The sequence below is a fragment of the Vreelandella lionensis genome (genome assembly GCF_044543515.1).
GTDB classification, from domain to species: Bacteria; Pseudomonadota; Gammaproteobacteria; order Pseudomonadales; family Halomonadaceae; genus Vreelandella; species Vreelandella lionensis.
Map to the genome: position 1 here is coordinate 134,023 of NZ_JBITWC010000007.1, position 25,572 is coordinate 159,594.

23 protein-coding genes and 1 riboswitch are annotated in these 25,572 nt (G+C 54.5%); of the genes, 14 read left to right on the forward strand and 9 right to left on the reverse strand.

Features of this window, described 5'->3' with window-relative positions:
• Positions 1–85: 85 nt before the first annotated feature.
• Together pta and ACIGG6_RS06200 are read right to left on the reverse strand one after the other, a co-directional pair.
• Entirely contained in the window at positions 86–2,269 is a 2,184-nt protein-coding gene (gene pta / locus ACIGG6_RS06195) for a phosphate acetyltransferase (RefSeq protein ID WP_399843219.1), read from the reverse strand.
• Positions 2,266–3,450, reverse strand: a complete 1,185-nt coding sequence (locus ACIGG6_RS06200) for an acetate/propionate family kinase (protein WP_399843222.1) — start codon at positions 3,448–3,450, stop codon at positions 2,266–2,268. Before ACIGG6_RS06200 ends, pta begins: the two co-directional genes overlap by 4 nt.
• Before the next feature lie 153 nt (positions 3,451–3,603).
• Between ACIGG6_RS06200 and ACIGG6_RS06205 the strand changes: the two genes are divergently transcribed.
• From ACIGG6_RS06205 to ACIGG6_RS06245, 9 genes are all read left to right on the forward strand, one after another.
• Positions 3,604–4,524, forward strand: coding sequence for an EamA family transporter (locus ACIGG6_RS06205; RefSeq protein ID WP_399843224.1), 921 nt, complete (start codon positions 3,604–3,606; stop codon positions 4,522–4,524).
• 75 nt (positions 4,525–4,599) lie between these two features.
• Complete coding sequence (locus tag ACIGG6_RS06210; RefSeq protein WP_399843226.1) at positions 4,600–5,109, forward strand: porin family protein; 510 nt, start codon at positions 4,600–4,602, stop codon at positions 5,107–5,109.
• Positions 5,110–5,275: 166 nt separating this feature from the next.
• Entirely contained in the window at positions 5,276–5,827 is a 552-nt protein-coding gene (locus ACIGG6_RS06215) for an outer membrane beta-barrel protein (protein ID WP_399843229.1), read from the forward strand.
• A gap of 225 nt (positions 5,828–6,052) precedes the next feature.
• Positions 6,053–7,105 (forward strand): type 2 periplasmic-binding domain-containing protein, encoded by a 1,053-nt coding sequence (locus tag ACIGG6_RS06220; RefSeq protein ID WP_083025173.1) that lies wholly within the window; start codon positions 6,053–6,055, stop codon positions 7,103–7,105.
• A gap of 87 nt (positions 7,106–7,192) precedes the next feature.
• On the forward strand, positions 7,193–7,708 hold the full coding sequence (locus ACIGG6_RS06225; protein WP_083025175.1) for a TRAP transporter small permease subunit: 516 nt from the start codon (positions 7,193–7,195) through the stop codon (positions 7,706–7,708).
• A complete protein-coding gene (locus ACIGG6_RS06230) occupies positions 7,705–9,033 on the forward strand; it encodes a TRAP transporter large permease (protein WP_253504045.1) in 1,329 nt (442 codons plus the stop codon). Before ACIGG6_RS06225 ends, ACIGG6_RS06230 begins: the two co-directional genes overlap by 4 nt.
• Positions 9,034–9,205: 172 nt before the next feature.
• Positions 9,206–10,267, forward strand: coding sequence for an HlyD family secretion protein (locus ACIGG6_RS06235; protein WP_399843232.1), 1,062 nt, complete (start codon positions 9,206–9,208; stop codon positions 10,265–10,267).
• Positions 10,257–11,318: a DUF2955 domain-containing protein gene (locus tag ACIGG6_RS06240; protein ID WP_253504042.1), complete on the forward strand. Its 1,062-nt coding sequence runs from the start codon at positions 10,257–10,259 to the stop codon at positions 11,316–11,318. Before ACIGG6_RS06235 ends, ACIGG6_RS06240 begins: the two co-directional genes overlap by 11 nt.
• 104 nt (positions 11,319–11,422) lie before the next feature.
• Positions 11,423–11,608: a CsbD family protein gene (locus ACIGG6_RS06245; RefSeq protein WP_399843235.1), complete on the forward strand. Its 186-nt coding sequence runs from the start codon at positions 11,423–11,425 to the stop codon at positions 11,606–11,608.
• A 96-nt stretch (positions 11,609–11,704) separates the two neighbouring features.
• Here ACIGG6_RS06245 and ACIGG6_RS06250 read toward each other — a convergent pair whose 3' ends face one another.
• From ACIGG6_RS06250 to ACIGG6_RS06270, 5 genes are read right to left on the reverse strand one after another with little or no spacing between them, the layout of a single operon-like run.
• A complete protein-coding gene (locus ACIGG6_RS06250; protein ID WP_399843236.1) occupies positions 11,705–12,829 on the reverse strand; it encodes an ABC transporter permease in 1,125 nt (374 codons plus the stop codon).
• 1 nt (position 12,830) lies between these two features.
• Positions 12,831–15,602, reverse strand: a complete 2,772-nt coding sequence (gene rbbA / locus ACIGG6_RS06255) for a ribosome-associated ATPase/putative transporter RbbA (RefSeq protein ID WP_399843238.1) — start codon at positions 15,600–15,602, stop codon at positions 12,831–12,833.
• The gene (locus tag ACIGG6_RS06260; RefSeq protein WP_399843239.1) at positions 15,599–16,084 is read right to left on the reverse strand and encodes an HlyD family secretion protein; all 486 of its coding nucleotides are present in this window, start codon (positions 16,082–16,084) and stop codon (positions 15,599–15,601) included. The genes rbbA and ACIGG6_RS06260 overlap by 4 nt, the downstream gene beginning before the upstream one ends.
• Before the next feature lie 36 nt (positions 16,085–16,120).
• Entirely contained in the window at positions 16,121–16,666 is a 546-nt protein-coding gene (locus ACIGG6_RS06265; protein WP_399843240.1) for an HlyD family secretion protein, read from the reverse strand.
• A gap of 14 nt (positions 16,667–16,680) precedes the next feature.
• Entirely contained in the window at positions 16,681–18,159 is a 1,479-nt protein-coding gene (locus ACIGG6_RS06270) for an efflux transporter outer membrane subunit (protein WP_399843243.1), read from the reverse strand.
• 220 nt (positions 18,160–18,379) lie between these two features.
• On the opposite strand from ACIGG6_RS06270, the gene ACIGG6_RS06275 reads away from it, so the two are divergent.
• Entirely contained in the window at positions 18,380–19,459 is a 1,080-nt protein-coding gene (locus ACIGG6_RS06275) for an NAD(P)-dependent alcohol dehydrogenase (protein WP_399843246.1), read from the forward strand.
• Between the two features lie 31 nt (positions 19,460–19,490).
• Here ACIGG6_RS06275 and thiC read toward each other — a convergent pair whose 3' ends face one another.
• Both thiC and tenA read right to left on the reverse strand, forming a co-directional pair.
• On the reverse strand, positions 19,491–21,407 hold the full coding sequence (gene thiC, locus ACIGG6_RS06280) for a phosphomethylpyrimidine synthase ThiC (protein WP_399843249.1): 1,917 nt from the start codon (positions 21,405–21,407) through the stop codon (positions 19,491–19,493).
• 23 nt (positions 21,408–21,430) lie between these two features.
• Positions 21,431–22,099, reverse strand: a complete 669-nt coding sequence (tenA, locus tag ACIGG6_RS06285) for a thiaminase II (RefSeq protein WP_399843250.1) — start codon at positions 22,097–22,099, stop codon at positions 21,431–21,433.
• An 81-nt stretch (positions 22,100–22,180) separates the two neighbouring features.
• Positions 22,181–22,335: riboswitch (TPP riboswitch) on the reverse strand.
• Positions 22,336–22,681: 346 nt separating this feature from the next.
• Between tenA and ACIGG6_RS06290 the strand changes: the two genes are divergently transcribed.
• The 4 genes from ACIGG6_RS06290 (at position 22,682) to ACIGG6_RS06305 (ending at position 25,524) form a co-directional block, all read left to right on the forward strand.
• On the forward strand, positions 22,682–23,638 hold the full coding sequence (locus ACIGG6_RS06290) for a hypothetical protein (RefSeq protein WP_399843253.1): 957 nt from the start codon (positions 22,682–22,684) through the stop codon (positions 23,636–23,638).
• A 142-nt stretch (positions 23,639–23,780) separates the two neighbouring features.
• Positions 23,781–24,605: a hypothetical protein gene (locus tag ACIGG6_RS06295; RefSeq protein WP_399843255.1), complete on the forward strand. Its 825-nt coding sequence runs from the start codon at positions 23,781–23,783 to the stop codon at positions 24,603–24,605.
• 110 nt (positions 24,606–24,715) lie between these two features.
• A complete protein-coding gene (locus ACIGG6_RS06300) occupies positions 24,716–25,162 on the forward strand; it encodes a hypothetical protein (protein WP_399843258.1) in 447 nt (148 codons plus the stop codon).
• 119 nt (positions 25,163–25,281) lie between these two features.
• Positions 25,282–25,524 (forward strand): putative phage abortive infection protein, encoded by a 243-nt coding sequence (locus ACIGG6_RS06305; RefSeq protein WP_399843263.1) that lies wholly within the window; start codon positions 25,282–25,284, stop codon positions 25,522–25,524.
• Positions 25,525–25,572: the final 48 nt, after the last annotated feature.

Genomic DNA, 25,572 nt, shown 5'->3' on the forward strand with positions numbered 1-25,572 from the left:
ATTCAACCTGACGCAAAACTTAAAACGCCCCGAACAGTTCACTGTTCGGGGCGTTTTTTTAGCGCGTATGGCACGCGGCGAGTGGCTAGCTTTCCCGCTGGCTGGCCTGAATCGCGGTGAGAGCGATGGTGTAGACGATGTCATCCACCAGCGCGCCACGGGAGAGGTCGTTCACCGGCTTATTCAGACCCTGCAGCATCGGGCCAACGCTCACCACGCGGGCGCTACGCTGCACCGCTTTGTAGGTGGTGTTGCCGGTGTTGAGGTCGGGGAACACGAACACGGTGGCCTTGCCCGCCACGGGGGAGTCGGGGGCTTTCTGCTTGCCCACGCTCTCGATGGCAGCGGCGTCGTACTGCAGCGGGCCGTCGATGGCTAGATGCGGCGCGCGCTCTTTGGCGATGCGAGTGGCTTCGCGCACTTTATCCACATCCGCGCCGGTGCCGGAGTCGCCGGTGGAGTAGCTGATCATCGCCACGCGCGGCTCGATGCCAAACGCCTCGGCAGAGCGGGCGCTTTGTAGAGCGATCTCTGCCAGGGTTTCGGCGTCTGGGTCTGGGTTCACCGCGCAGTCGCCGTACACCACCACTTGTTCCGGCAGTAGCATAAAGAAGATCGACGACACCTGATTGTACTCAGGGGCCGTTTTGATCAGCTGAAACGCCGGGCGAACGGTGTTGGCCGTGGTGTGAACCGCGCCGGACACCAGGCCATCCACTTCATCGAGCTGCAGCATCATGGTGCCCAGTACCACGTTATCCTGAAGCTGTGCTTCGGCGGTCAGCTCGTTGAGCTTGCCGCGACGACGCTCCACCATCGGGCCAATGTAGCTGGCGCGGGTGCTTTCCGGGTCGATGATGGTCAGCGCATCGGGCAGTGTAAGGCCACGGTGATGGGCGACGCTCTCGATATCTTCCCGTTTGCCCAACAGCACGCAGTCGGCAATGCCACGACGCTGGCAGATGATTGCCGCTTCGATGGTGCGCGGCTCGTCGCCTTCCGGCAGCACGATGCGCTTTTTGGCCTGCTGAGCGAGCTTCACCAACTGGTGGCGGAACGCCGAGGGCGAGAGGCGGCGGGTGTAGCCACGGCTCAGCTTGGCTTTCAGCCACTCTAAATCCATGTGGGCAGCCACGTAGCGGGCCACCTGCTCGGCGCGCTCGAAGTCATCCATGGGGATTTCAGTGCTGAGCTGGCTCAGGTTCTGCGCCGTGGTCAGGCTGTCGGTTTCTACCGCCAGCACCGGCAAGCCGGTTTTCAGCGCTGGGCGGCACATCTCGATCATGCCCTCGTTGGGCAAGAAACCGTTGGTGAGCAAAACGCCCGCCAGCTGGGTGCCGTTCATGGTGGCCAGCGCGGAGGCCAGCACCACATCGTCACGGTCGCCGGAGGCCACGACCAAGCTGCCCGGGGTGAAGATATGCAGCGCATTGGCCGCACTTCGGGCGCACAGGCTGGTAGATAGCACGCGGCGGCTGGCGGCTTCGCCTTCGTTGAGCATCTTGGCATTCAGCGCCCGGGCCACGTCCAGCGTGCGCGGGGCACTTAGAGTTTTGCTGTAAGGCACTACGCCAATCAGGTGGAAGCGGTCGGTGGCCAGCGCCGGGGAGTAGCGGCGCAGCTCGTTGAGCACCGGCTCTTCCAGCTGCGGTTTGATGGTGCCCGGCGCGGCCGAAAGGTCATCTTCCTGGCCGTAGGGCAGGTTCTTCATGCGCATCAGAATGCCGCCCAGGGTGCGGCTAGAGCTAACGCCGCCAAAACTGCGGGCGTGCATATCCAACTCTTCGGCCAGCGCCTGGGGTTCGTTGAGATCCCCAGTGCCCACCAGAATGATTCGCGCGTTTAGAGCGTGAGCGAGCTGCGCATTGGTTTGGGTAGCGTAGGTGGTGTGCTGGGTCGGCACCACGCCTTCCACCACGATCAGATCCAGCGCGCTGCCGTCTCGGTAGGCCTGCTGCACCACCTGCTCGTAGAGCTCGATGACGTTTTCCATCAGCTCGTCGGTTTGGTCGTCGCGCAGCAGCCGCTCTAGGCGGGCCTGGGAAATGGGCGAGGGCGGGCGCTGGCTCAGCGTGCGCGATACCAGTGCAGTGGAACGGTCAAGGCCGGGGCCGTTAAGCTCGTTCTGCATAAACGGCTTTAAAAAACCGGCTTTCAAGCCGATGGTGTCGAGCGCTTGAATCAAACCAAGGCAGGCAGACGTTAGGCCAGCACCGACGCTGGTGGGTACCAACAGAATGGCTTGGGGTTGCTCGGGGGAGCTGTTCATTCAGGGGTCTCCACGCAGTGGCGGGTTTCCATGGCAATGCGGCCCTCTTCATCGGTGGGGATCACCCACACTTCCGGACCTTGATGGCCAGCGCTATCCAACTTGCCCTCTTTGCCACGGATGGTGGCTTCATTGGCCGCTTCATCTAAGCTGAAACCAAAGTGGGGCAGCAGGGCCAGTACTTCACGTCGAACGATAGGCGAGTTTTCACCAATGCCGCCAGTAAAGATCACGCCATCTAATCTAGGTAATGCACATGACAGGGCGGCGAGAGATTTGGCAATGCGGTAGCAGAACACCTCTAGCGCCAACTTAGCGCCAGGGTGCCCGGCCATGGCTTGGTCTTCTACTTCGCGCATATCGTTGGTCAGGCCGGAAAGCCCCAGCAGGCCGCTCTGCTTGTTGAGCACGTTGTCGATCTCGTCTACTGACCAGCCTAGCTGGCGGTGCAGATGCGCATGCAGGCCGGGGTCAACGTCGCCGCTGCGGGTGCCCATCACCAAGCCTTCCAGCGGTGTGAGGCCCATGCTGGTATCCAGGCTCTGGTTGTTCCACACCGCCGCGGTAGAGCAGCCATTGCCCAGGTGGGCCGTCAGCCAGCCGCCCGCGCCACGGCTACTGAGCTCGCCGGCGCGCTGGCTCACAAAGGCGTGGCTGGTGCCGTGAAAACCGTAGCGGCGAATGCCGTGCTCGGTGTAAAGCGCTTCCGGCAATGCGTAGCGGTAGGCGCGGGGCGGCAGCGTTTGGTGGAAGGCGGTATCGAATACGGCTACTTGGGGCAGTTCTGGAAACACCTTTCGGGTAGCGGCAATGCCCGCCAAGTTAGCGGGGTTATGCAGCGGTGCTAAAGCCGCCGTGGTTTCGATGGCCTCGATGACGCTGTCATCAATGAGTGCAGCCTGGGTGAAGTGCTCGCCGCCATGAACAATCCGGTGGCCCACAGCACCCGGCACGCGGCCTTCCAAGCGCTGCAAAATCGCGTTCAGGGCTTCAGCATGGTCAGCATTCGGCAGCGGCTGGGTAAAGCTCTCACCGGCGTTGTTTTTACCTTTTAAGCGGGCGTCATGGCTGCCTAAGCGTTCAGCTAGCCCGGCTAAGCGCGGTGCCTGCGGATCAGCATCAATCAAAGCGTATTTAATAGAGGAAGAGCCACAGTTAATAACCAGCACCGGTGCGTTCATAACAACCTTTGTAAAGTAGTTAAGAGGTAAAAAGAGTAGACTTTAGTTTAACATGCTGCGACGCGGAAAATCAGCGAAGAATTTCGTTAGCCGTCTATGTAAAATGTCGGCATCCTGTTTCTTATATAACCTATCGTGAGCCGTTCTGTGCCTATGTCCTCAACATCTTCCCCTGCACTGCTACCCCGCCATATCGCTATTATGCTGATGATGACCGTGGCGACCATGTTCGCTGCTAACCACGTCTCAGCCCGTCTGGCGTTTGATAATGGCACAGGGCTGCTACTGGCAGTGTTGATGCGCTCGGGCGTTGCCTGCTTGATTCTGCTGACACTGGTAGTGGTGCAGAAAAAGCGCCTTTGGCTGCCTTCGGGTTCTTGGCCTTGGCAGTTAGTGGTAGGGCTACTGATTACTCTGCAAAGCGTGAGTCTGTACTCCGCTGTGGCGCGTCTGCCGGTCGTGATTGCACTGCTGCTGGTGAACACGTTTCCCATCCAGCTAGCGCTATTGAGCTGGGCACTGGGCGGCCCCAGGCCATCGCTGCGTAGCTGCCTGATTATGGGCACCATTCTGATTGGCCTATTGGTGGTGCTGGATATTCCTAGCTGGATCGCCAACGCCGATGCCATGGGGCCGGAGTGGCTGGCGGGTATCGGTTTTGGGCTACTGGCCGCCTTTGCGTTTGCTTGCGCCCTATGGCTTACCGAGCACCGCTTAGCCGGGGTGGGCAGCACACTGCGCAGCCTGCTCACCATGCAGACCGTATTTATCGCCATGATTATTGGCGGCTTGGTAGGCGCGGTGCCTGGCGGTATGAGCCTGCCGGATAACAGCACGGGGTGGATGGGGTTAACGCTGCTGGCGCTGCTCTACGGCAGTGCGTTCTCGATTCTGTTTATTTTTGTGCCCCGGCTGAATATGGCGCGCAACGCCCCAGTGATGAATTTCGAGCCAGTGGCCTCGCTGCTCATCGGCTATCTGGTGCTCGGTCAAATGCTTAGCCCCAGCCAGCTGGTAGGTGGCGCGGTGGTGGTAGGGGGGATTGTGGTGTTGAGCTTATCCAAGAGCCGATGAAATTTGCGTTCTACCGAAAGCTGGACCACACTTATCTGTGTAAGGAAACACTGTTCTTTAACTGAGGTTTAACTTATGAAGATGACCGTATTATCACTCACCTCCGCAGCGCTTCTGGTTGGTGCAGGTACTTTCGCGGCATCAGCTCAAGCCCAGCAATCATTTCAGTACCCACAAGGATATGTGGGCGGTGACGCCATGTTCTGGAGCCTAAACCCTGACCGTGGTTCTTCACGTGATGCCGTTGGGCTGCGTTTGCGCGGTGGCGCGCAATTTAACGACTACTTTGCTGTTGAAGGCCATCTGGGAACCGGCGGTTCGGATGGGGAAGCCGAACTAGATTACATAGCAGGTGCTTACGCAAAAGGGATTGTTCCTGTGGCGCCTGATATACGCCTTTATGGTTTGGCGGGGTTCACTGAGGTTGATATCAACAGTGATCGTGAAAGCGGTTTTTCCTACGGTGCGGGTGCGGAAATGGATATCGCACCTAATGTATCAGTAGGGGCCGATTACATGCGCTACCTAGATAAATCAGCTTATGATTTTGATGCAGCCAGCATAGGCCTGAGTTATCGGTTTTAAAAATTAGTCGCGATAAGTCAATAATTTATCAAGGGAATACAACCCCGCTGTACTAAGTGAGTAGCTTATACAGCGGGGTTTTTAATTGTATTTTATATTAAATCTAGTTAGTCTTGTGGCCTTTATTAAAGGCGCCTTAGTGGTGCTATAACGTTAAGGAAACAAGATGAAAGTATCAGCTAAAGCGCTAGCGGTGGCCTCTGCATTGTTAATGAGCGGCGCTGTACACGCGCAGTCGTTCGGCGTTGGTTACGACGCAGGCTACCCACAGGGCTATGTGGGGGCAGATGCCATGGCGTGGACACTAGACCTGGATGGTGCGGATGAAAGTTTTGACGCTGTTGGCCTGCGCCTTGTGGCAGGCATGAAATTGGACGAGTACCTAGCCGTTGAATTTCATGGTGCAACGGGAGGTTCTGACAGCCACTATGGATCAGACATTGAACTGGACTACTTAGTCGGCGGTTATTTAAAAGGAATTGTGCCGTTGGGCAGCAGCGCTCGCTTGTTCGGCTTACTAGGTTATTCTGAAGTGAAACTCACAGAAACAACCGCCTTCGCTAACTACAGCGGCCGCGATGACGATATCTCCTTTGGTGCCGGGGCTGAGTTTGACGTTTCTGACTCCCTCGCCATCAGCGCCGATGCCACCCGTTACCTAAGCCAAGCAGAGTACGACCTGGATGCCTATAGCGTCGGCCTGCGCTATCGCTTCTAAAGAGACGCACTTACGTTGACTTGCTAAATAAAGCACCCTGCTGCTGAGCAAAGGCTCAGGCAGCGGGGTTTTTTACGTTGAGTTTGCCTATTTCTGAGGCTCAGCATAATTCTTCTGAGTCTGGGCCAAATGCTGCATACACGAAGATGGTACCTTCAAAAAAACGATAAACATAAGTAATGGCCAGCGAACAACTTATAACGCTCCATTTATGAGGAAACCATCATGCATAACGTAAATAAAATCGCTTTAGCCGTTGGTCTGAGCATTGGTGTATCAGCATCTGCCGCTGCGGCAGATATGAATTGGCGTATGGCAACGCCTTGGAGTGGTGGCCCGTGGCTTGAGCGCGACGCACAGATGTTTGCAGACCGCGTTAACGAGTTGACGAATGGGAAAATCGCCATCGAAGTCTACCCAGGTGGCACACTGGGTAGCGCGCTGCGTGTTACCAATACTGTTAAATCAGGCGTTGCTCAAGTAAGTCATAACTACATTAACTATGATTACGGCACAGACCCCACGACCGCTTTGCTGGCAGGCCACTCCAGTGGTCTAACACCGGAAGAGTTCATGTTGTGGATGTATGAAGGCGGTGGTGCGGACCTTTACGAAGAATATCGTCGTGAAGTGTTTGATGTTGTAGCATTTCCGTGTGCCATACTTGGCACCGAAATTTTCCTTCACTCTAATAAGCCTGTCAAAACGCTTGAAGACTTCCAGGGCTTGCGGCTGCGTACTTCCGGTGCATGGGCAGAGATTGCTTCTCGCCTAGGGGCATCGACCGTGGTAATGGCGGGTAGTGATATCTATAGCGCCCTTGAGCGTGGCGTTATTGATGCTGCTGAGTGGGGCAGCCCCGAAATGAACCGCCCAACAGGGTTTCAGGAAGTGGCGCAATATGTGATTACGCCTGGCGTTCACCAGTCTGGCGGTTTCCTCGAGTGCCAGGTCAATAGTGACACTTGGGATGAGCTGAGCGAAGAAGACCAGAGCATGCTGCGTCTTGCGGGTAAACTATCGGTTTTCGATACTTGGCTTGCTAGCTCATTCGCTGATCTTGATGCCTATCAAGAGTTGGTTAACGGCCCGAATGAGATTGTAGAGCTAGATCAGTCCTTCATCGATGCCATTTATGAAGAGACAACCAAATGGGAAGATGAGTATGCCGCAGAAAATGAGTGGTTTGCTCGGGTTCTAGAATCTCAGCGTTCCTTTAAAAATGACATGAACAGCTGGTCAGAATATCGCCTGCCCATTGGTGTAATGGCTCGCTAACCGTTGCTGTGTAAATGATCAGAGGGGCCTTACGGGCCTCTCTTTTGTTTGTTGTCTTATGTCTCTCTTATCCGCTGAGATTCCCTCATGAAACTAATCCGATCCATAGAGGCGCTGACCCGCTTTGCTGGTTGGTTGGGCGCACTTCTTGTCCTTCCCTTAATAGGTGCATTAATCATTGAAGTGTTGAGCCGCTATGTAGCTGGTAGGCCAACATTATGGGCCTTTGAAGTTAGCTACATGGTCATGGGTGCAATGTTTATGCTGGGAATGGCCAATGCCCTGCGTGTTGGCCAGCACGTCAGCGTGGATATTATGACTCTGCAACTGAGTCAGCGTGCCAATGCTGCCATTCGAACGATTGGTTACGTACTTTTCCTGCCCGTATTGGTATGGCTGGTATGGGAGCTATCTAAATACGCGCTGTCTGCTTTTGAAACCAATGAGCGCTCAGGACGTTCAGCTTGGAATCCGGTGGTCTGGCCGATTTTTACGGTATGGTTCGTGGGGTTTGCGCTGTTGGCACTCCAAGTATTCGCAGAACTTCTTAAATCAATATGTTTGCTAACAGGTAAACATCAAGCAGAGGAGTCGGCCGAATGAGTAGCTATCTTGCGTTGCTTATGTTTCCTGCACTGATGACGTTGATCATTGCTGGTTTTCCTATCGCTTTCTCAATGATTTTGGTGGCAACCGGCTTTGGCATTATCCAGTTTGGTGATGTGGCTGCTTACCAGCTATTGACTAAAATCGAAGATACAGCATCTAACTCGATTCTCGCTGCGGTACCGTTGTTTATCTTTATGGGCGCAATGCTTGAACGTTCAGGTATCGCCGAGCGTTTATTTGAAGCAATTCATATGTGGACGCGTCGCCTACCCGGTGGACTAGGTATCGGTGCCATTATATTGGGGACACTGTTTGCTGCTTCTAGTGGTGTTGTGGGTGCAACAGAAGCAGTTATTGGCATGTTGGCTATTCCTGTCATGCTTAAGCATCAGTACAGTAAAAGCCTAATGTCAGGCACGATCTGTGCCAGTGGCTCCTTGGGTACTGCGATACCACCGTCTATTACGGTGGTGGTGCTTGGCCCTGTAGCAGGGGTATCGGTTGGATCACTGTTCAGTGGTTTGCTAATACCAGGCTTCTTAATGGCAGTGATGTTTTTGATCTATATCATTGGCATAGCTTACCTCAAGCCAGAGATGGCACCACGTATTCAAGAGCAAGAGCCAGATATTGCGTTAGGTGAGAAACTGCGTATTACATTAGTGGCATTAGTGCCGACCATGCTGCTGATTTTTACCGTACTGGGCACTATTCTTTTGGGCATGGCAACACCAACAGAGGCTGCAGCCTGTGGTGCATTGGGAGCCATTATTTTGGCTGCTGCTTACCGGAATTTAAATGTTGCCGTGCTTTGGACGTCAGCGGTGAAGACCGTCAATATCTCTGCGATGATTCTGCTTATCGTTATGGGCGGCAGTATGTTTGCAGGCGTCTTCTTTGCTTCAGGAGGAATGGCTACGGTTCAGGCGCTGCTCATGGATACAGGCTTGAGCCCGTGGATGATTCTAGGATTGATTCTGCTGATTGCATTTATTGCAGGGTTCGTACTGGATTTGATCTCGGTAGTGCTCATTATTATCCCCGTGGCGATGCCGATTGTAAGAATGCTAGGTTTTGATGAAATCTGGTTTTGCGTCGCCTTCCTGGTGGTGTTGCAAACCAGTTATCTCACGCCACCCTTAGCCCCGGCAATTTTTTACCTAAGAGCTATCACTCCTCCAGAAGTAACCCTCAAGCATATGTATAAAGGCGTTGTGCCTTTCATCCTTGCTCAATTAGTGGTGTTAGCACTGGTTCTTGCCTTCCCAGAGATTGCCTTGTGGTTGCCTGACGTTATGGGTGGCCCATCCTGGCGCTAGCTTGAAAGAGTTGCAAAATAAGTACATGGCCGCTCGTAACAGAGCGGCTTTTTTTATCGTCAAACAAGAGATTATTGTTAGCTTGCTAATAAATTTGTTAGACTAAAGTATTCCGTCTAACGCTACCCCGGGCGGCGGTAACCGCTTGGGTGCCAGTGAACGAGTAATGCTAATGACCCCTGATCAACGATTTACCCGCTGGGTGAAGATAGCCCTGGCGGCGTTTTTGCTGCTGTTTGTCTATTTCTTGCTCGCCGATAGCTTTATGCCGATGACCCCAGAGGCGAGGGCGATGCGCCCCGTTACGCGTATTGCTCCGGAGCTAAGTGCGCCGGTTAGTGAGGTTGTGGTACGCGACCACCAGCGGGTTGAAGCTGGTGATGTACTGTTTCGCCTAAATCCCGAGCCATTTCAGTTAGCGCTTAACCAAGCGCAGTTAAACCGCGAACAAGCTGAGCAGGAGAATGCTCGCTTAACCGCTGAATTAGCGGCCGCCAGGGCCTCGCTGGCGTCTGCCCAGGCAACCTATGAAGAGCGCAGCGGTGAACGCCGCCGCGCCGAGGCGCTATTAGGCCGCCAGGGAATTTCCCGCCAGCAGTACGAGCAGCAGGTGGCCGCCGAACACACGGCCCGGGCGGCCGTGGCCTCGGCCCGCGCACAGATCGATAGCCTGGAAGTACAGTTGGGCGAAGAGGGCGAAGCCAATCTACGGCTGCGACAAGCTAACAATGCTCTCGAAAAAGCCGAGCTGGACGTAGCCCGCACGGACGTAAGGGCGCGCGAAGCGGGCGAGGTGACTAACCTGCAGCTTCAGCCAGGGGACTACGTTCAGGCAGGCCAGCCAGCGGTGGCGCTTGTGGCTAGTGAGGTGGATGTGGTGGCTGATTTTCGTGAAAAAAGCCTGCGCCACATCGCCCCAGGCGATGAAGCGAAGGTAGTCTTTGATGCGCTACCGGGGCATATTTTTGCAGGCCATGTAAGGGCGTTTGATGCTGGCGTGCGGGAAGGCCAGCAGGCAGCCGATGGGCAGTTGGTGGACATCCCCACCTCTGACCGCTGGGTGCGAGATGCCCAGCGGGTGCGCATTCACGTCGTGCTGGATGAACCGCTGGAGGAGCTGCCAACCAGCGGTGCGCGGGCCACGGTGCAACTGGTGCCTGGGGAGCACGCGCTAGCCAAGCCATTTGCTTGGCTGCAGGCTAATCTCATCAGCTGGCTACACTATGTTTACTAGATCAGCATCTACTAAGCCCGCGCCCACCAAGGCTGCACTGAGCCAGAATGGGCTTCGTCAGTGCCTGCGGGTCGCGGGTGCTGGCACGCTGGGCTTTATGATCAGCCAACTAATGGGATGGAACTACGGCGTATTTTTTACCGTGTTCCCGATGTTTCTGCTCGGGCTGGTGCCGGTTTTAAATGGCTCAATTATTCGCCAGTTTCTCTCTAACGTGAGCCTTAACGTACTGGAAGTGAGTCTGGTGATTGGGCTGTTAAAGCATATGCCCGTGGTGATGACGCTAGTGGTGTTGGGCCTGTTCCTGATGCGCTTTAATTTAATGGCCAAAGGCCCACTGTTTCTGTTCGGCGCGAACGGCGTACTGACGCTCAGTATTTTGCTGCACTTTGCCAGCTACCCAGGGGTAGATTTAAGCGATCTACTGGCCAGTAATCTAATGGCAAGCTTACTGGCGGTGTTTATCGCCATGCTGATGCATACGCTGTTTCCCGATGTAGAGCCACGTCAGCCGCCCCCCAGAGGCACCAAACCGGCGGCACAAATTCGCCATGAAACACTGATCGGCGGCATGACCGCTACGCTATCGTTCGTAGTGTTTCAGGTGTTCGACCTGCGCGATTCGCTCTCGGCGCAAATGGCCACCATCCTGATTCTGTTTACGCTGGGCTATTTCGGTGCTCAAATTTCAGCCGCTAAGCGTGCGGTGGGCACGCTGCTGGGCTGCAACTTAGCGCTGGTGATGCAACTGGCCCTCTACACCCAAAGCCACCACTTTCTACTGGTGATACTGCTCTACTGGTTAGGGCTGATGCTGTTCGCTCGTGAGCATGTGTTGGAAGGGGGCGGCTCGGGCATTGGTTTTGGCGGGCTAACCACCATGGGAATTCTGTTTGGCCAATCCCTCGGGCCGCAGCAAGATCTTGTCTATAGCGCCTTGTACCGTTTTTCTTCTATGAGCGTTGCACTGATTGGCACGCTCTCGGTGATGGTTTGCTTACATTATTTACTCAACCGCTGGGAGCCGACGCGCCTGCCTGAAAGAAGTTGAGGCAACTTTTTAACAAAGGACTACTCTGAAAGTGAGCCGACGTTGAAGTAAGTGTTTACTCGGCGTGCGGCATTTTCCCTACTAACGGATTAGAGGTGTTCGTCATGGCAAGTGGCAAAGAAGATAAAGCGAAAGGTGCGGCTAACAAAGCCGCAGGTAAAGTAAAAGAAGCAGCAGGCAAGGCCACCGGCAGCAGCAAAACCGAAGGCAAAGGTAAAGCCCAGCAAGCAAAAGGCGAACTGCAGAAAGGCAAAGGTAGCGCCAAGGAGAGCCAGACAAAACAGCGCTAAATGACGCAGTACTCATATTAGTTGCAGTTTGCAGTACGTATATTAACAGGGGGCTTCGGCCCCCTGTTGGCGTTATGGGGTCTTAATAATATTGCCTCAAGCCATATGGGTAATGGCTTTGCGGAAACGTGCCAGGGAAATGCTGAATAGTACGCTGCCAATCAACAGCAGCACTAAGAACTGTTTCCAGACGACATCTAGCCCAGCGCTGCGGAAGAGAATGGCCTGGCTTAACTCGACAAAGTGAGTGGTCGGGGCCAGTAGCATAATGTTCTGGACCAGATCTGGCATGCTCTCGCGTGGGGTATTGCTACCTGAAAGCATTTGTAGCGGGAGCAGGAACAAGACCATCAGCATGCCGAACTGGGGCATATTGCGCGCTAGGGTGGCCAGGAAAATGCCCATTGAGGTGGTGGCAAACAGATGCAGCGCTGCACCTGTTAGAAAGAGGATGATCGAACCTTCAACGGGCACCTGCAGTAGCCCACGCACAATAAAGGTGAGGGAGAGGGCCACCGCCAGTAAGACCACGGCCCCCATCGACCATACCTTGGCGAGCATGATCTCGGTTGGTGAGATGGGCATGACCAATAGGTGCTCGATGGTACCGTGTTCACGTTCGCGTATCAGCGCTGCGCCGGTAAGAATAATCGAGAGCAGCGTGACGTTATCGACAATCGCCATCAGCGAGCCAAACCAGTAATGTTCCAGCCCAGGATTGAAGCGGGCTCGCAGCACCAGATCAACCGCAGGTGAAGCGCTTTCACGGTAGCGCTGAACAAACGTGTTGACCTCACTCATCACGATCTGCTGCACATAGCTGTTACCCGAAAAGGCTTGGCTCATGCGCGTGGCATCAATATTAAGCTGTAGGGCGGGTGTATGCCCAGCAAGTACATCGCGCTGGAAATCGAAAGGAATGACTAGCACGAAGGTGTAGTCTCCAGCATCGAGCCCAGCATCCATCTCCGAAAATGAGATCATTTCTGGGTATAGGAATTGTGGTGGGTAAAACGCCGAGATGATCCGTGCAGAGAGAGGCGAGCCGTCTTCGTCGACGATAGCAATAGGCGCTTTGTTCAACGTCTCGGGCAACGCCGTGGCTGAGGCGTAAACGGCGACACTGAACACATAAACAATAAGCACCAGCATTGCCGGATCGCGCAATAGGCTCCAGAACTCCTTGATACCGAGGCGAAAAATAAGCGTAAGCCGGTGCATGCTAACGCTCCTGCTTCTTAAGTAAGGCGATTGCCAGACCTGTTATCACTGGCACCGACAGCAGCATCGGCAAGAGTGAACCGATAAGATCCCGTAGGGTGAGTGCTTTGCTGAATACGCCGCGGCTGATAGCGAACATATAGGTTGCCGGATAAATATTACCGATGAAGCGCCCGCGTCCGTCCAGTGACGAAACAGGGTCGGTCAGCCCCGAAAACTGGGTGGCGGGGATTAAGGTGCCAATCATGGCAAAGAACATGGCGGCTATTTGACTGCGGGTGATGGTGGATGCCAGCAGGCCCATGCCGGTAGAGATGATGGAGAATACCAGCGCCGAAAGGGCCAGCGCCCAAAAACTGCCCGTCATCGGTACGCCGAAGAGGGTGACTGCCAGTCCGGTCATCAGCAAAAAGTTGACCATTGCCAAGCCGATGTAAAAAATTTGCTTGCCCACCAGGAATTCGGTACGGGTCACCGGCGTGACATAAAGGTTGATGATCGACCCCATTTCCTTCTCGCGCACCACTGAGAGCGCGGTCAGCATGGCTGGCAGCATTAACAACAGCATGGGAATAACGGCGGGCACCATGGCCGAAAGGCTCTGTATATCGGGGTTGTAACGGTAGCGGTTTTCGATGCTGGCCGCTGGCGGTCCGTTGGTGTTTTCGTTACGGCCTTGTAGCCACTGCTGGTGAATACCCATTACATAGCCCTGTACGGTTTCAGCGCGCTGGGGCATAGCACCATCAATCCACGCCCCGATGGCTGCATCGTGGCCACGTATGACGTCTCTGCCAAACCCTTCGGGGATTTCGATTGCCAGGGCCAGCTCTCCACTGCGCATGCGTCGATCCAACTCGGCATAGTCATAAAGAGGGGCGTGCTCAGTAAAATAATGGGGCGATGCCGACAGGTTCAGCGCGTAATGGTGGCTGATAGTGGTCTGGTCGCGGTCAAGGATCGCATAGCTAAGATTCTCCACATCCATGCTCACGCCGAAGCTGATTACGCACATCAGAATCAGCGAGCCAGCTAAGGCCAGGGAGGCGCGTACAGGATCACGGCGAAGCTCCAGCGTTTCGCGCCACATATAGCTGAGCATCCTCTGGAAGCTAAAATGCCGGTGGCGTGGTGCTGTAAAGCGCGACTTATCATCGGAAGGGGAAGAGGTGACCAAGGCATCGCTAGTGTGTGGTGGCTTGTCACTTTCCTGGGCACCAAGCAGATAGCCGATAAAAGCCTCTTCCAGCGATGCGGCTCCTCGCTTCTTGATGAGCGCTGCTGGCGTATCGCTGTCAAGCACTTGTCCCGCGTGCATCATCGATATGCGGTCGCAGCGCTCAGCTTCGTTCATGAAATGGGTAGAGATAAAAATCGTCACCCGGTCTCGTCGCGACAGCTCAATCAAAAGATGCCAGAAATGGTCACGGGCTATCGGGTCGACGCCTGAGGTGGGTTCGTCGAGTATCAGTAGCTCGGGTCTGTGTACCATCGCCACTGCTAACGATAATCGCTGGCGCACCCCCAGAGGCAAGCTGTCGGGCAGCTCATTGAGAACATTATCGAGCATGAAGCGCTTGACCATCTCATCGACCCGAGTGGGGATCTCATGTTTACCAATCTGAAACAAGCGGGCATGTAGAACCAGATTCTGGTGCACGGTCAGCTCGTTATACAGCGAGAACGTTTGGGACATATAACCCACCCGGCGGCGGGTATCCATATCGCGGGGATCTACCTCCTGGCCCAGCAGCCAGGCCTGCCCTTCGCTTGCGGGCAGCAGGCCGGTGAGGATCTTCATGGTTGTTGACTTGCCGCAGCCATTGGAGCCGAGAAAGCCAAAGATTTCACCACGGCGAATGCGAAAACTGACGTGATCAACGGCGATAAAGTCGCCGAAACGCATGGTCAAGCCCTTAGCTTCGATGGCGATGTCTGTATCGGCAACGGCAGTTAAAGGTGAGATATGAATGGGGTGGTAGCCACGCTTTTTCTCTTCTGGCAGCAGCTTGATAAAGGCCGCATCGAGTGAATCGCACTCAGTGCGTGCTAACAGTGCGGGTGCATCACCGGTAACCAGTATGCGTCCCGCATCCATGGCTACCAGCCAATCGAATCGCTGGGCTTCATCCATATAAGCAGTGGCCACGATAATGCTCATTTGTGGACGCTCAGCGCGAAGGCGGGCGATTAGCTCCCAGAACTGAACACGGGCCAGCGGATCGACACCAGTGGTGGGCTCGTCAAGAAGCAACAGGTCGGGGTCATGGATCAATGCGCAGCACAACCCAAGCTTCTGCTTCATGCCACCGGAGAGCTTGCTTACATGGCGGTTTAGAAACGGCAGCAACCCCGTTCTGCGGGTAAGATCATCAATACGGCGGCGGCGTTCGCTGGCTCCGTGGCCGAACAGCCGGGCGAAGAATTGCAGATTCTCCTCCACCGACAGCGTAGGGTAAAGATTCTTGCCCAGCCCCTGGGGCATGTAGGCGATACGGGCTCCTATGCGCTTGCGATGCCGCTTATCGCGCATGTCGCCCCCTAACGAAGTGACCGAGCCCTCCTGCACAGCGCGTGCCCCAGCCAGTAGCGCCAGCAGGCTGGATTTACCGACACCGTCAGGGCCGATCAGCCCCACCATGCAGCCGCCGGGTATCTCCAGGTCAATGCCATCCAGCACTCTCTTCTTGCGGTAGTGCAGGCGCACGCCCACCAGTTGTGCGACGCTTTTGGGAGATTCAGCCGCCGCGTTGGTGGAAGGGAGCGGGGTCATGGTAAGGCCTGGCCCGCCAGCGCGGCCGGCCACTCAGCGTCGGCATCCAGCTTGACCCAAGCGACGCCTGGTAGGCCGGTTTTAACCTGGTCTTGATGCTCACGTAGTAGCTCCGGGTCGATCTGTGCCTTAACCCGAAACATGAGTTTCTGGCGCTCGGAAGCTGTCTCCACGGTTCTAGGCGTAAATTGCGCAGTGCTGGAAACGAAGGAGATACGTGCGGGAATCGGGAAGTTGGGCATGGTATCGAGCACGATGCGAGCTTCACTACCCAGCGCTACTCGACCGACAATCTCCGTGGGTAAGAAGAAGGCCATGTGAACATCATTCAGGTCGACCAGATTGAGTACCCGGCCTCCTGCAGCAAGCACCTCGCCGGGCTGGGCGACGCGAAATTGCACACGACCATCCCGAGGTGACACCAGCTGGCTATCATTGATATCGGCGTCGATACGGGCGATGGTGGCCAAAGCCGCTGTCACACTAGAGCGAGTACCGATTAACTGCGCGCGTGCCGCCTACACTGCGGCCCTGGCAGCCGCTACTTGGGCCCTGGCCGCGCTAACGGCGGCTTGAGAACCATTGACACGGGCACGGTCATCATCAAGCTCTTGGGTTGAGGCGGCACCATCACGGGCAAGCGCCTCAGTGCGTGCCAGGTGGCGCTGGGCTGAATCGAGTTCGCTCTCGCGCTGTACCACGGTCGCTTCAACGGCCGCCTGATCGCTTTCGCGCATGACGACCTGAGCCTCGGCACTGAGCACGAGATGGGTGGCCTGTTGATGTTGGGCAATAGCCTCGTCCCGTTGTGCCTCTAGCGCTTTCGTATCCATTAGCGCCAGCGTTTGGCCAGCGATGACCATGTCGCCTTCGTCGACCAATACGTTGTCAATGCGCCCGGCAAGCTTGGTCGCGATATCAATTTCGACGGCCTCAAGACGGCCATTGCCACTGGCAAAGCCTTCACCGAAACCCTCGTGATCCAGGTCGCTCCAGTAGTAATAAAGGCCAGCGGCGACGGCAAGAATAGCCAGGGCAATCAACAGTTTTTTAATGGCGTGCATGACGTATGGGCGCCCTATAGAGAGTGAACAAGAGAACGGTGGGTACGAGCGCTTTCGATAGCCGCCTGATGCTCTCCGCCACCCAGCGCGGCATACAGCGCGATGCGGGCTGAAATCACTTTGCGGCGTATCTGTACCTGTTGCTGCTCGGCATCCAGCAGGTCACGCTGGGCGTCGAGCACCTCTAAATAGGGGACTGCCCCGTGGTCATAACGTAGCTGCGCGAGGCGTGCGCGCTCGCGTTGTGCAGCGAGCAAATCGCTAGCTGCTTGTGCCTCTTCCACTAGCCACCGCTCTGCTGCCAAGGCGTCCGCAACATCGCGGAATGCTTCCTGAACAGTCTGTTCATAATCCACCACCGCCTGCTCACGACGCACTTCGGCTAAATTGAGGCTGGCGCGAAGTCGGCCAGCAGTGAAGATCGGTAACGAGATCGTAGGGGCGAATCGCCAGGTACGGCTATCGTTGCTGAATAGGTTGTCGAGATCTCTACTGGCAGTGCCTAGCGAGCTGGTGAGGGCAATGCGCGGAAAAAGCGCCGCCCGTGCCGCACTGATATTGGCATTGGCCGCACGCAGCGCATGTTCTGCCGCACGAATATCAGGGCGATTGACCAGTAACTCGGAAGGCAGGCCGGGAGGCAGGGCAAACAATTCATCGCTATCTGCCAACGGGGGTAGCTGCCACTCTGTTTCGGCGGGGGAGCCCAGCAGTAACGCCAGGGCATTGGCCTGTTGGGCACGGGCATTCTCGAGCTGAGCACCGAGCGCCCTTGCTTGATGCAGCAGCACCTCGACTTGACGCAGTTCAAGCTGCGCTGCAGCGCCCACCTCGACTCGGCGGTTAAAAATCAGTAAGGACTGTTCGCGGCTTGCGATGGTCTGGTGGGCGAGCTGCAGGCGGTTATCAAGCTCCAGCAACAGGTAGTAACTATTGGCTACCTGAGCGATAAGGCTCAGTTCGACAGCGCGGCGCGCCTCGTCGGTGGCCAAGTACTCTTCTAATGCAGCCTCGTTCAGGCTACGTACCCGGCCCCAGAAATCCAGCTCCCAGTGGTTGAAACCAACGCCCACCTCATATCGGTTGCTAACTTGAGGAGCACTGGGGGCATTTAGGTCGCTAGGCACACGAGAGCGCTCGCTACTGGCTTCGGCACCGATGGTCGGCAGCAACTCTGATTGCTGAATGCCATAGAGGGCGCGTGCCTGCTCTACCCTCAGCAGTGCGCTGCGCAAATGGCGGTTGGTGGTCAGTGCTTGTTCAATCAGGCGCTGTAGCTGCAAATCGGTAAAGTAGTCGCGCCAGGGGAGGTTGGGAGCTGCAGGTATTTCAGAGAGTGCCGTTGAGCCAACTTGGTAAGTGGAGGGCAGTTCAACCGCTGGTGTGGAGTCGGGCGGTGGTAGCGAGATGCACCCGGCCAGAGGCAGCATCAGTACCGTGCTGAGCAAAAAGTCAGGTCGTACTCTCGGAATACAAAACACGGTTGAAACCATGAGTATCGCCGCCACGCTCAGAGAGAAGCACTACGGTTAAATTGAAAGCACTATTTTAGTATCTAATTATTGATAATTGATCGCATTGACATAGATCAATAAACAACCGATCAGGCGACTATTTTTATCTTGCACAACCTTGATGGAGCGCAAGATAGCGGAACGCCTGCTATGACGTAATGGTGATGTGTCATGACTCCCCTCACTGAGGAAGTGTTCCATGCCTACCATGATGAAAGCGGCCATTTTCGTTGAGCCCGGCCGCATCGAAATTGACGAAAAACCCATTCCCGAGATCGGCCCTAACGACGCGCTGATGCGTGTGACCACCACCACGATCTGCGGCACCGATATACATATCCTGAAAGGTGAGTACCCGGTGGAGCGCGGCTTAACCATCGGCCATGAACCCGTGGGTATTATCGAAAAACTGGGGGCCAACGTAAAAGGCTACCAGGAAGGCCAGCGGGTAATCGCTGGCGCTATCTGCCCCAGCTTTACCTCGTACGCCTGCCAGGATGATTGCTGCTCGCAGGATGGCGGCCACCACGGCCACGGGTATAAACCGATGGGCGGCTGGCGCTTTGGTAACACCATCGACGGCGCACAAGCTGAGTACCTGCTGGTGCCGGATGCCCAGGCCAACCTCTCGCCAGTGCCGGATGGCCTAACCGACGAACAGGTGCTGATGTGCCCGGATATTATGTCCACTGGCTTTGCCGGTGCCGAAGCCGCCGGTATCAAAATTGGCGACACGGTGGCGGTCTTCGCCCAAGGGCCGATTGGCCTATGCGCTACGGCGGGCGCACGGCTGCGTGGGGCCGGGATGATCATTGCGGTAGACGGTGTTGATGAGCGTTTACAGATGGCCAAGCAGATGGGCGCGGATGTAACGCTGGATTTCCGCAAGGTGGATGTAGTCGAGGAAATTCTCAAAATCACCGGCGGGCGCGGCGTCGATTCCGCGATTGAAGCGCTTGGCCTGCAACAGACCTTTGAATCCGCCCTGCGGGTGCTAAAACCCGGTGGAACGCTCTCCAGCCTGGGCGTTTACTCCCAAGACCTAACGATTCCGCTGGGTGCCTTCTGTGCGGGCCTGGGCGACCACAAGATCGTTACCTCATTATGCCCTGGCGGTAAAGAGCGCATGCGCAGGCTGATGAGCATCATTGCCGCCGGACGGTTGGATCTTGGCCCCATGGTGACCCACCGCTACGCGCTGGAGAACATCGTCGAAGCCTACGACCTATTCTCCCACCAGCGCGACGGCGTATTGAAAGTGGCCCTCAAGGTTTCCTGAGGGCCACAGGCAGCGTGCGATACCGCTTGTTTTATACTTCCTGGTAAAGCTCGCTGCCTTCCCGGCGGAACTTCTCCGCCTGCTCCTGCATTCCGCGTTTCACCGCTTCGGCATCGCCTTCAGCGGCGTTTTCCGGGGTACGGTCGCGGTAGGTGTCGCGCACTTCCTGGCTGATCTTCATGGAACAGAATTTCGGCCCGCACATGGAGCAGAAGTGCGCCACCTTAGCGGAGTCCTTCGGCAGGGTTTCATCGTGGAATTCCCGAGCGGTGTCGGGGTCTAGGCCCAGGTTGAACTGGTCTTCCCAGCGGAACTCGAAGCGCGCCTTAGAGAGCGCATTATCGCGACGCTGCGCGGCTGGGTGGCCCTTGGCTAAGTCTGCCGCGTGGGCGGCAATTTTGTAGGTGATGATGCCGGTTTTCACGTCGTCCTTGTTGGGCAGGCCCAGGTGCTCTTTCGGCGTCACGTAGCAGAGCATGGCGCAGCCAAACCAGCCAATCATCGCCGCCCCAATGCCGGAGGTAATGTGGTCGTAGCCGGGGGCGATATCCGTCACCAGCGGCCCAAGGGTATAGAAGGGCGCTTCGTCGCAGTACTCCAACTGCTTATCCATGTTCTCTTTCACAAGGTGCATAGGCACGTGGCCGGGGCCTTCGATCATTACCTGCACATCGTGTTTCCACGCAATGTGAGTCAGCTCGCCTAGGGTTTTCAGCTCCGCCATTTGCGCTTCATCGTTGGCATCGACAATGGAGCCGGGGCGCAGGCCGTCGCCCAGCGAGAACGCCACATCGTACTGCTTGCAGATCTCGCAGATCTCCTCGAAGTGGGTGTACAGGAAGCTCTCCTGATGATGATACAAGCACCACTTCGCCATGATGGAGCCGCCACGGCTGACAATGCCGGTGACGCGGTTGGCGGTGAGCGGCACATAGCGCAGCAGCACCCCCGCGTGAATGGTGAAGTAATCCACCCCCTGTTCCGCCTGCTCGATCAGCGTATCGCGGAAGATCTCCCAGGTGAGGTTTTCGGCAATGCCGTTGACCTTCTCCAGCGCCTGATAGATGGGCACCGTACCAATCGGCACCGGCGAGTTGCGGATGATCCACTCGCGGGTTTCATGGATGTTCTGGCCGGTGGAGAGGTCCATGATGGTATCCGCGCCCCAGCGGATGCCCCAGGTCATCTTGTCCACTTCCTCCTCAATGGAAGACGTGACCGCCGAGTTGCCCAGGTTGCCGTTGATCTTCACCAGGAAGTTACGGCCAATGATCATCGGCTCGCTTTCCGGGTGGTTGATGTTGTTGGGAATGATCGCCCGGCCACGGGCCACCTCATCGCGCACGAACTCCGGCGTGATCTCCTTGGGCAGGCTGGCGCCGAAGCTCTGGCCTGCATGCTGATGGCCCAGAATGCGCTCCACTTCCGCCGTGCCTAACGCTTGGCGGCGCTGGTTTTCCCGCAGGGCGATAAACTCCATTTCCGGTGTGATGATGCCATGGCGGGCGTAGTGCAGCTGGGTCACATTTTTACCCGCTTTTGCCCGGCGCGGGGTGCGGGTTAAATCAAAGCGCAGCTGAGCCAGCGTGGGGTCGTTGGCGCGGCGCTGGCCGTACTGGCTGGTAGGTCCGTCCAGAAATTCAGTGTCGTTGCGCTCTTCGATCCAGGCGCGGCGCAGTTCCGGCAGGCCTTGGCGCAAATCGATGTTGGCGCTGGGGTCAGTGTAGGGGCCGGAGGTGTCGTACACCAGCAGCGGCGGGTTCTGCTCATCCACGCCGCTGGTTTTGGTGGGCGAGAGGGTGATTTCCCGAAACGGCACGCGAATATCCGGTCGCGAGCCTTCCACGTACACCTTGCGCGAGCCGGGCAGCGGGGCCACGGCGGCGGCATCTACCTGGGCGGTTTCGGCTAAAAAGTGCGCGGTTTTGCTTTTGACGGTCTTAGTCATGACGGTTTCCTTGTTGTTGGTCATTATTCAGAAAGGTCGAGGCCCATCTGCCAGAAATCGATTTCCAGGCGGGTGGCATCGCGGAAAATCTTGCTGAGTTCAGCAAAGCGGGCAGGCGTAACATCAGCCAAGCGGGCATCGAGCCACGCAAGCTCCGCCTGCATGGCGGCCTGGAACTCCTCGCCTTCGTACATGGCGATCCAGGCGTCAAACGGGTTTTGCTCGCCGCGAAGGATAGAAGGTTGCGCGTTCAGCCAGTTGGCGATTTCGCCGTAGCCCACGAGGCACGGGGCCAGCGCTACGTGTAAATCGAGTAGGTCGCCGCGGTTGCCGGTATCCAACACGTAGCGGGTGTAGGCCAGCGTAGCGCGGGCTTCGGGGAGTTCGGCAAGCTCCTGCTCACTGATGCCCCACTCCTGGCAAAAGCCCACGTGCAGGCCCAGCTCCACATCCACAATGGCTTTCAGGCCTTCATGGGCTTGGCGCAGATCCGCCAGGGTGGGGCTTTTGTAGGCGGCCAGCGCGTAGGCGCGGGCGAAGTGGATCAAGAACAGGTAATCCTGCTTCAGGTAGTGGCGAAACGACGCCTCAGGCAGCGTGGCGTTGCCCAGCTGGCGCACGAAATCGTGCTCGATATACGCGCGCCAATCGTTCTGGCAAGCGGTGGTGAGATCGGTAAAGCGGTAGCCCATTGTGTGCCTCCGGTGGTAATGATCCGGAGGGCAGGCGAAAAAGATCGAGGGAATGGCACGGAAGGGTGGCGTAAAGGTGCGCCGCGGCCATCGCTTGATCCCTACGCCGGTACCCGCGCCGCCATTCATAAAGCAGCGCATTAGCCGGATCAGGTTCAGCGGGACCAGCGCTCGGTAGCCAAAAGTCTACCCTGCGCCATCTCAGCCGGATATCACCGGCACCCCGTCAAGCTGTTCGTGGGTGGAGTGTAGGAGGCGGGTGGGGGAGATGCAAGAGTAGGTTATTTAATTGGGCGTAAAGGGATAGCCTGCCGTGCAACCAATCAATAAATGACAAGAAAAGACGATGTAGTTGAGTGCTTACCCCCATGGTTGCCTTGACGCGTTCCATCAGTTTCATGGGAGGATGCCTCAATAACTTTGTTTATAAATACAGTTTGTTGGGGCGAGCAAAGCGCCCAAGCCTGCGGATTTTGGCTACATCGCCAAAATTCTCTTTGCACGCTGTAGAATCAATGAGGTAGATTCAATTTGATGGCTATGAAACCTCAGTCATTGTGATGTCGCGTTCATTGAGGTTTCATGGCAGGGCGTATAATCACTGTTAGGCATTCAGTCGTCGAGGTCAACTTGAAGTTATTACAATGGACTTTGTTCATAGACATGCTTGGTTACAGGGAGGTCAACGGCTCCATAAGCACTGACAGGGATGCTGAGGCCTTCATAGAGTTTATGGAAACGAACAAGCATATTCTGGGTTTTTCGAATCGTGACGAAGTTAAAGAACGATATGAGAAAGATAATTTCAATTTTTACGAATACTATGACGTAGACAGTTGTTTCGTTTCCGATTCGATCATAATTACGTACAAGCCTAAGGAAGTAGAGAAACTTACGAACGAAGAGTTGAAGTTTATGCATTCGGCAAATGCATTGTTCATTATCTGCATGAGACTTAAGACGATAATCTTCAATTGCTTTACTGAGAAAGGCATCTTTCTGAGAGGTGGAATTTCTTCAAAGTACTCTTACATCAAAGATAGCTTTGCTGTAGGCGAAGGTGTAATTGAGGCATACTTGGCAGAAAGCTCCATTGCGAAGAGTCCGAGAATTGTGTTGCATCCGAATATTGAAGAGAACAAAAAACTAATCGAGAAAATTAATTTTTTGTCAGATGCAATGTACGGGGGGAGATCGTTGATTCAAAGGGATTCCCAAGATGGCATTCTATTTTTGGACTACATAGGTTTTGCATTGTCTTCATCAGACCTGAAAAGCCAGTCTGTGGCCCGTGCCGCAGCTTTGGACCCTCTCAGATTTGCGGCGCAAAGAGTAGTTACGGACAATTATGTTCGGCGTCATTGCGAAGCTCTTAGAAGTAAACTACAAGAATTGAATAGTGCGCTGGAGAAACTTGGCGCAGGCGGCGAGGAGCATGAAAAGCTTTTAAGGGTTCTGAGTAAATTTATTTGGCTAAAGGAGTACCACAATCGAAGCATCGCCGGAGTTAAAGAACTGGAGCGCTACCACGTTGCGTAGCCACATGCCTAACAAATTCTTGCAGCCGGACCAAATCATACTGTCATGCCTTTTGCAAAAAACGCAAAAGCCACGCCAGCACGCTTTGGCCGCTGAAGAAAGGCGTTAGCTTGATCACATTGCCGGCGATTTAGGTATCACTATGAAGAAAAAGGAAAATGGTTTTTGGCTCCCCATCGGGCTTCTTGGAGTCCTGCTTTTACCTTTGATCTTCATTGGTGGAGTTGTTCTAGGGCTGAGCTTCCAAACTAAGCTTGAATTGACCGCTGACTCGATATCATCCTGGGTCGCTGCGCTTGCAACGGTGGCCATTGCTGTCCTTACGTTCATTCTTGCGATGGAAACGTGGCGTTTGAGAGCAGCCCAGATAGAGCAGATTGAAGAGTTGAGGCGTGAGGCTCTGCGCCCAAATGTTGAATTCTATCTTCATCCGGCTCCAGCATCATTCCAGTTTATTAACGTACACATCGAAAATAACGGTAAAGGTTCCGCTAAAAATATCAAATTTGATATTAAGCCAGATGCTATTGGAGAAAACGAAAAAAATGAGCGCCAACTCATAGCCCAACTCCTTAGTCTAAATATGCTTCACAATGGCATTGCTTCCTTGGGGTCTGGGAAAGAAAGGCGAAGCTTTGTTTTCAGCTTCATAGAGTATGCTGAAAAAATGGGAGATGCGGTATTTAATATAAAGGTTTCAGTTTCAATAAGTTATGAGGATGTAGAAGGCCGAGAATATAAGTCTGAATCTTTAATTGATTTCTCGGAGTTTAAAGGGATTTCAGAAATTGGCGGAGGTGACCCAAATCATAATATATACAAAGAGATCGAGAAAATCAGGAAAGTTCTCGAAGGTGCTCAAACAACAATGACCTCAAAAAGAATGAACATTAACACCTATTCTTCGGAGGATAGAGATGCCGAACGAGAGGCTATGAGACGCCGTTTTGAGAGCACCGATGATTAAACACTGCGGGTGCCGTCCACAAGCTAACAAAGTGGTCAACGGGACGCCTACTTCGCTCCGCTCCGTAGCTACCCATTACCACCGGCGTTATGCATATAGGGTAAAAGTTGATGGATAATATTAAGAAAGTTTACTTGTGGATAATAAAGTCTATTCGCAGTTTAGATGATACTGTTTGTGAACAGTTTGAATCTGTGGTTGGAAAGTCGAATGACGATACAACAAAGAACCTATATAAGATTTTCAGATTTGCACTGATTGCTACGCTAATAGTGTTCTTAGTGAATTTGCTGCTAAGAGCTGATTTTCTTCCTTCAAGTAATTGGAAGTTAGGTGAGTTTGCGGATTTTTTTGGTGGAATTTTAAATCCAATCCTTACCTTTTTAATGTTTATTGGTCTGATTATCACCATAGTTGTTCAAAAAACAGAGCTTGCATTAGCCAGAGAGGAATTTAGCCGAACTGCAAACTCGCTTCATGAACAAAGTAGGTTTTCAAAAAACAAGTGTTTGAAAATACATTCTTTAGTCTTCTTAAAATACATGCTGACACTTTAGAATCATTAAAGTTTAACGATAAATTATTGTGTTGTGCATTAAATTTAAATGCAGAAGAATCGGTTGGTAGAGCAGTGTTTTCATCGATTCTCTCTTGGATGAGTACAGATAAAGATGATATGCAAAAAATTCGCGAAAATTATAAGTTCTTTCAAGATTCTGAAAACCATATTGTAGGTCACTACTTTCGTGGTCTTTATCAAATTTTAAAATTCATAGATTATTCGGACTTGACAAAAGAAGAAAAGGAAAGCTACTCAAGGATATTGAGAGCCCAACTATCGACAGATGAGTTGGCATTGTTGTACTTTAATTGTAGGCGGATGCAGACTCTGAGTGCAACACACTCATTGGATGGTTGATGGGCTTTCATGGTACTTGGCCATCAGCTCGCTCATCACTTCTATCGG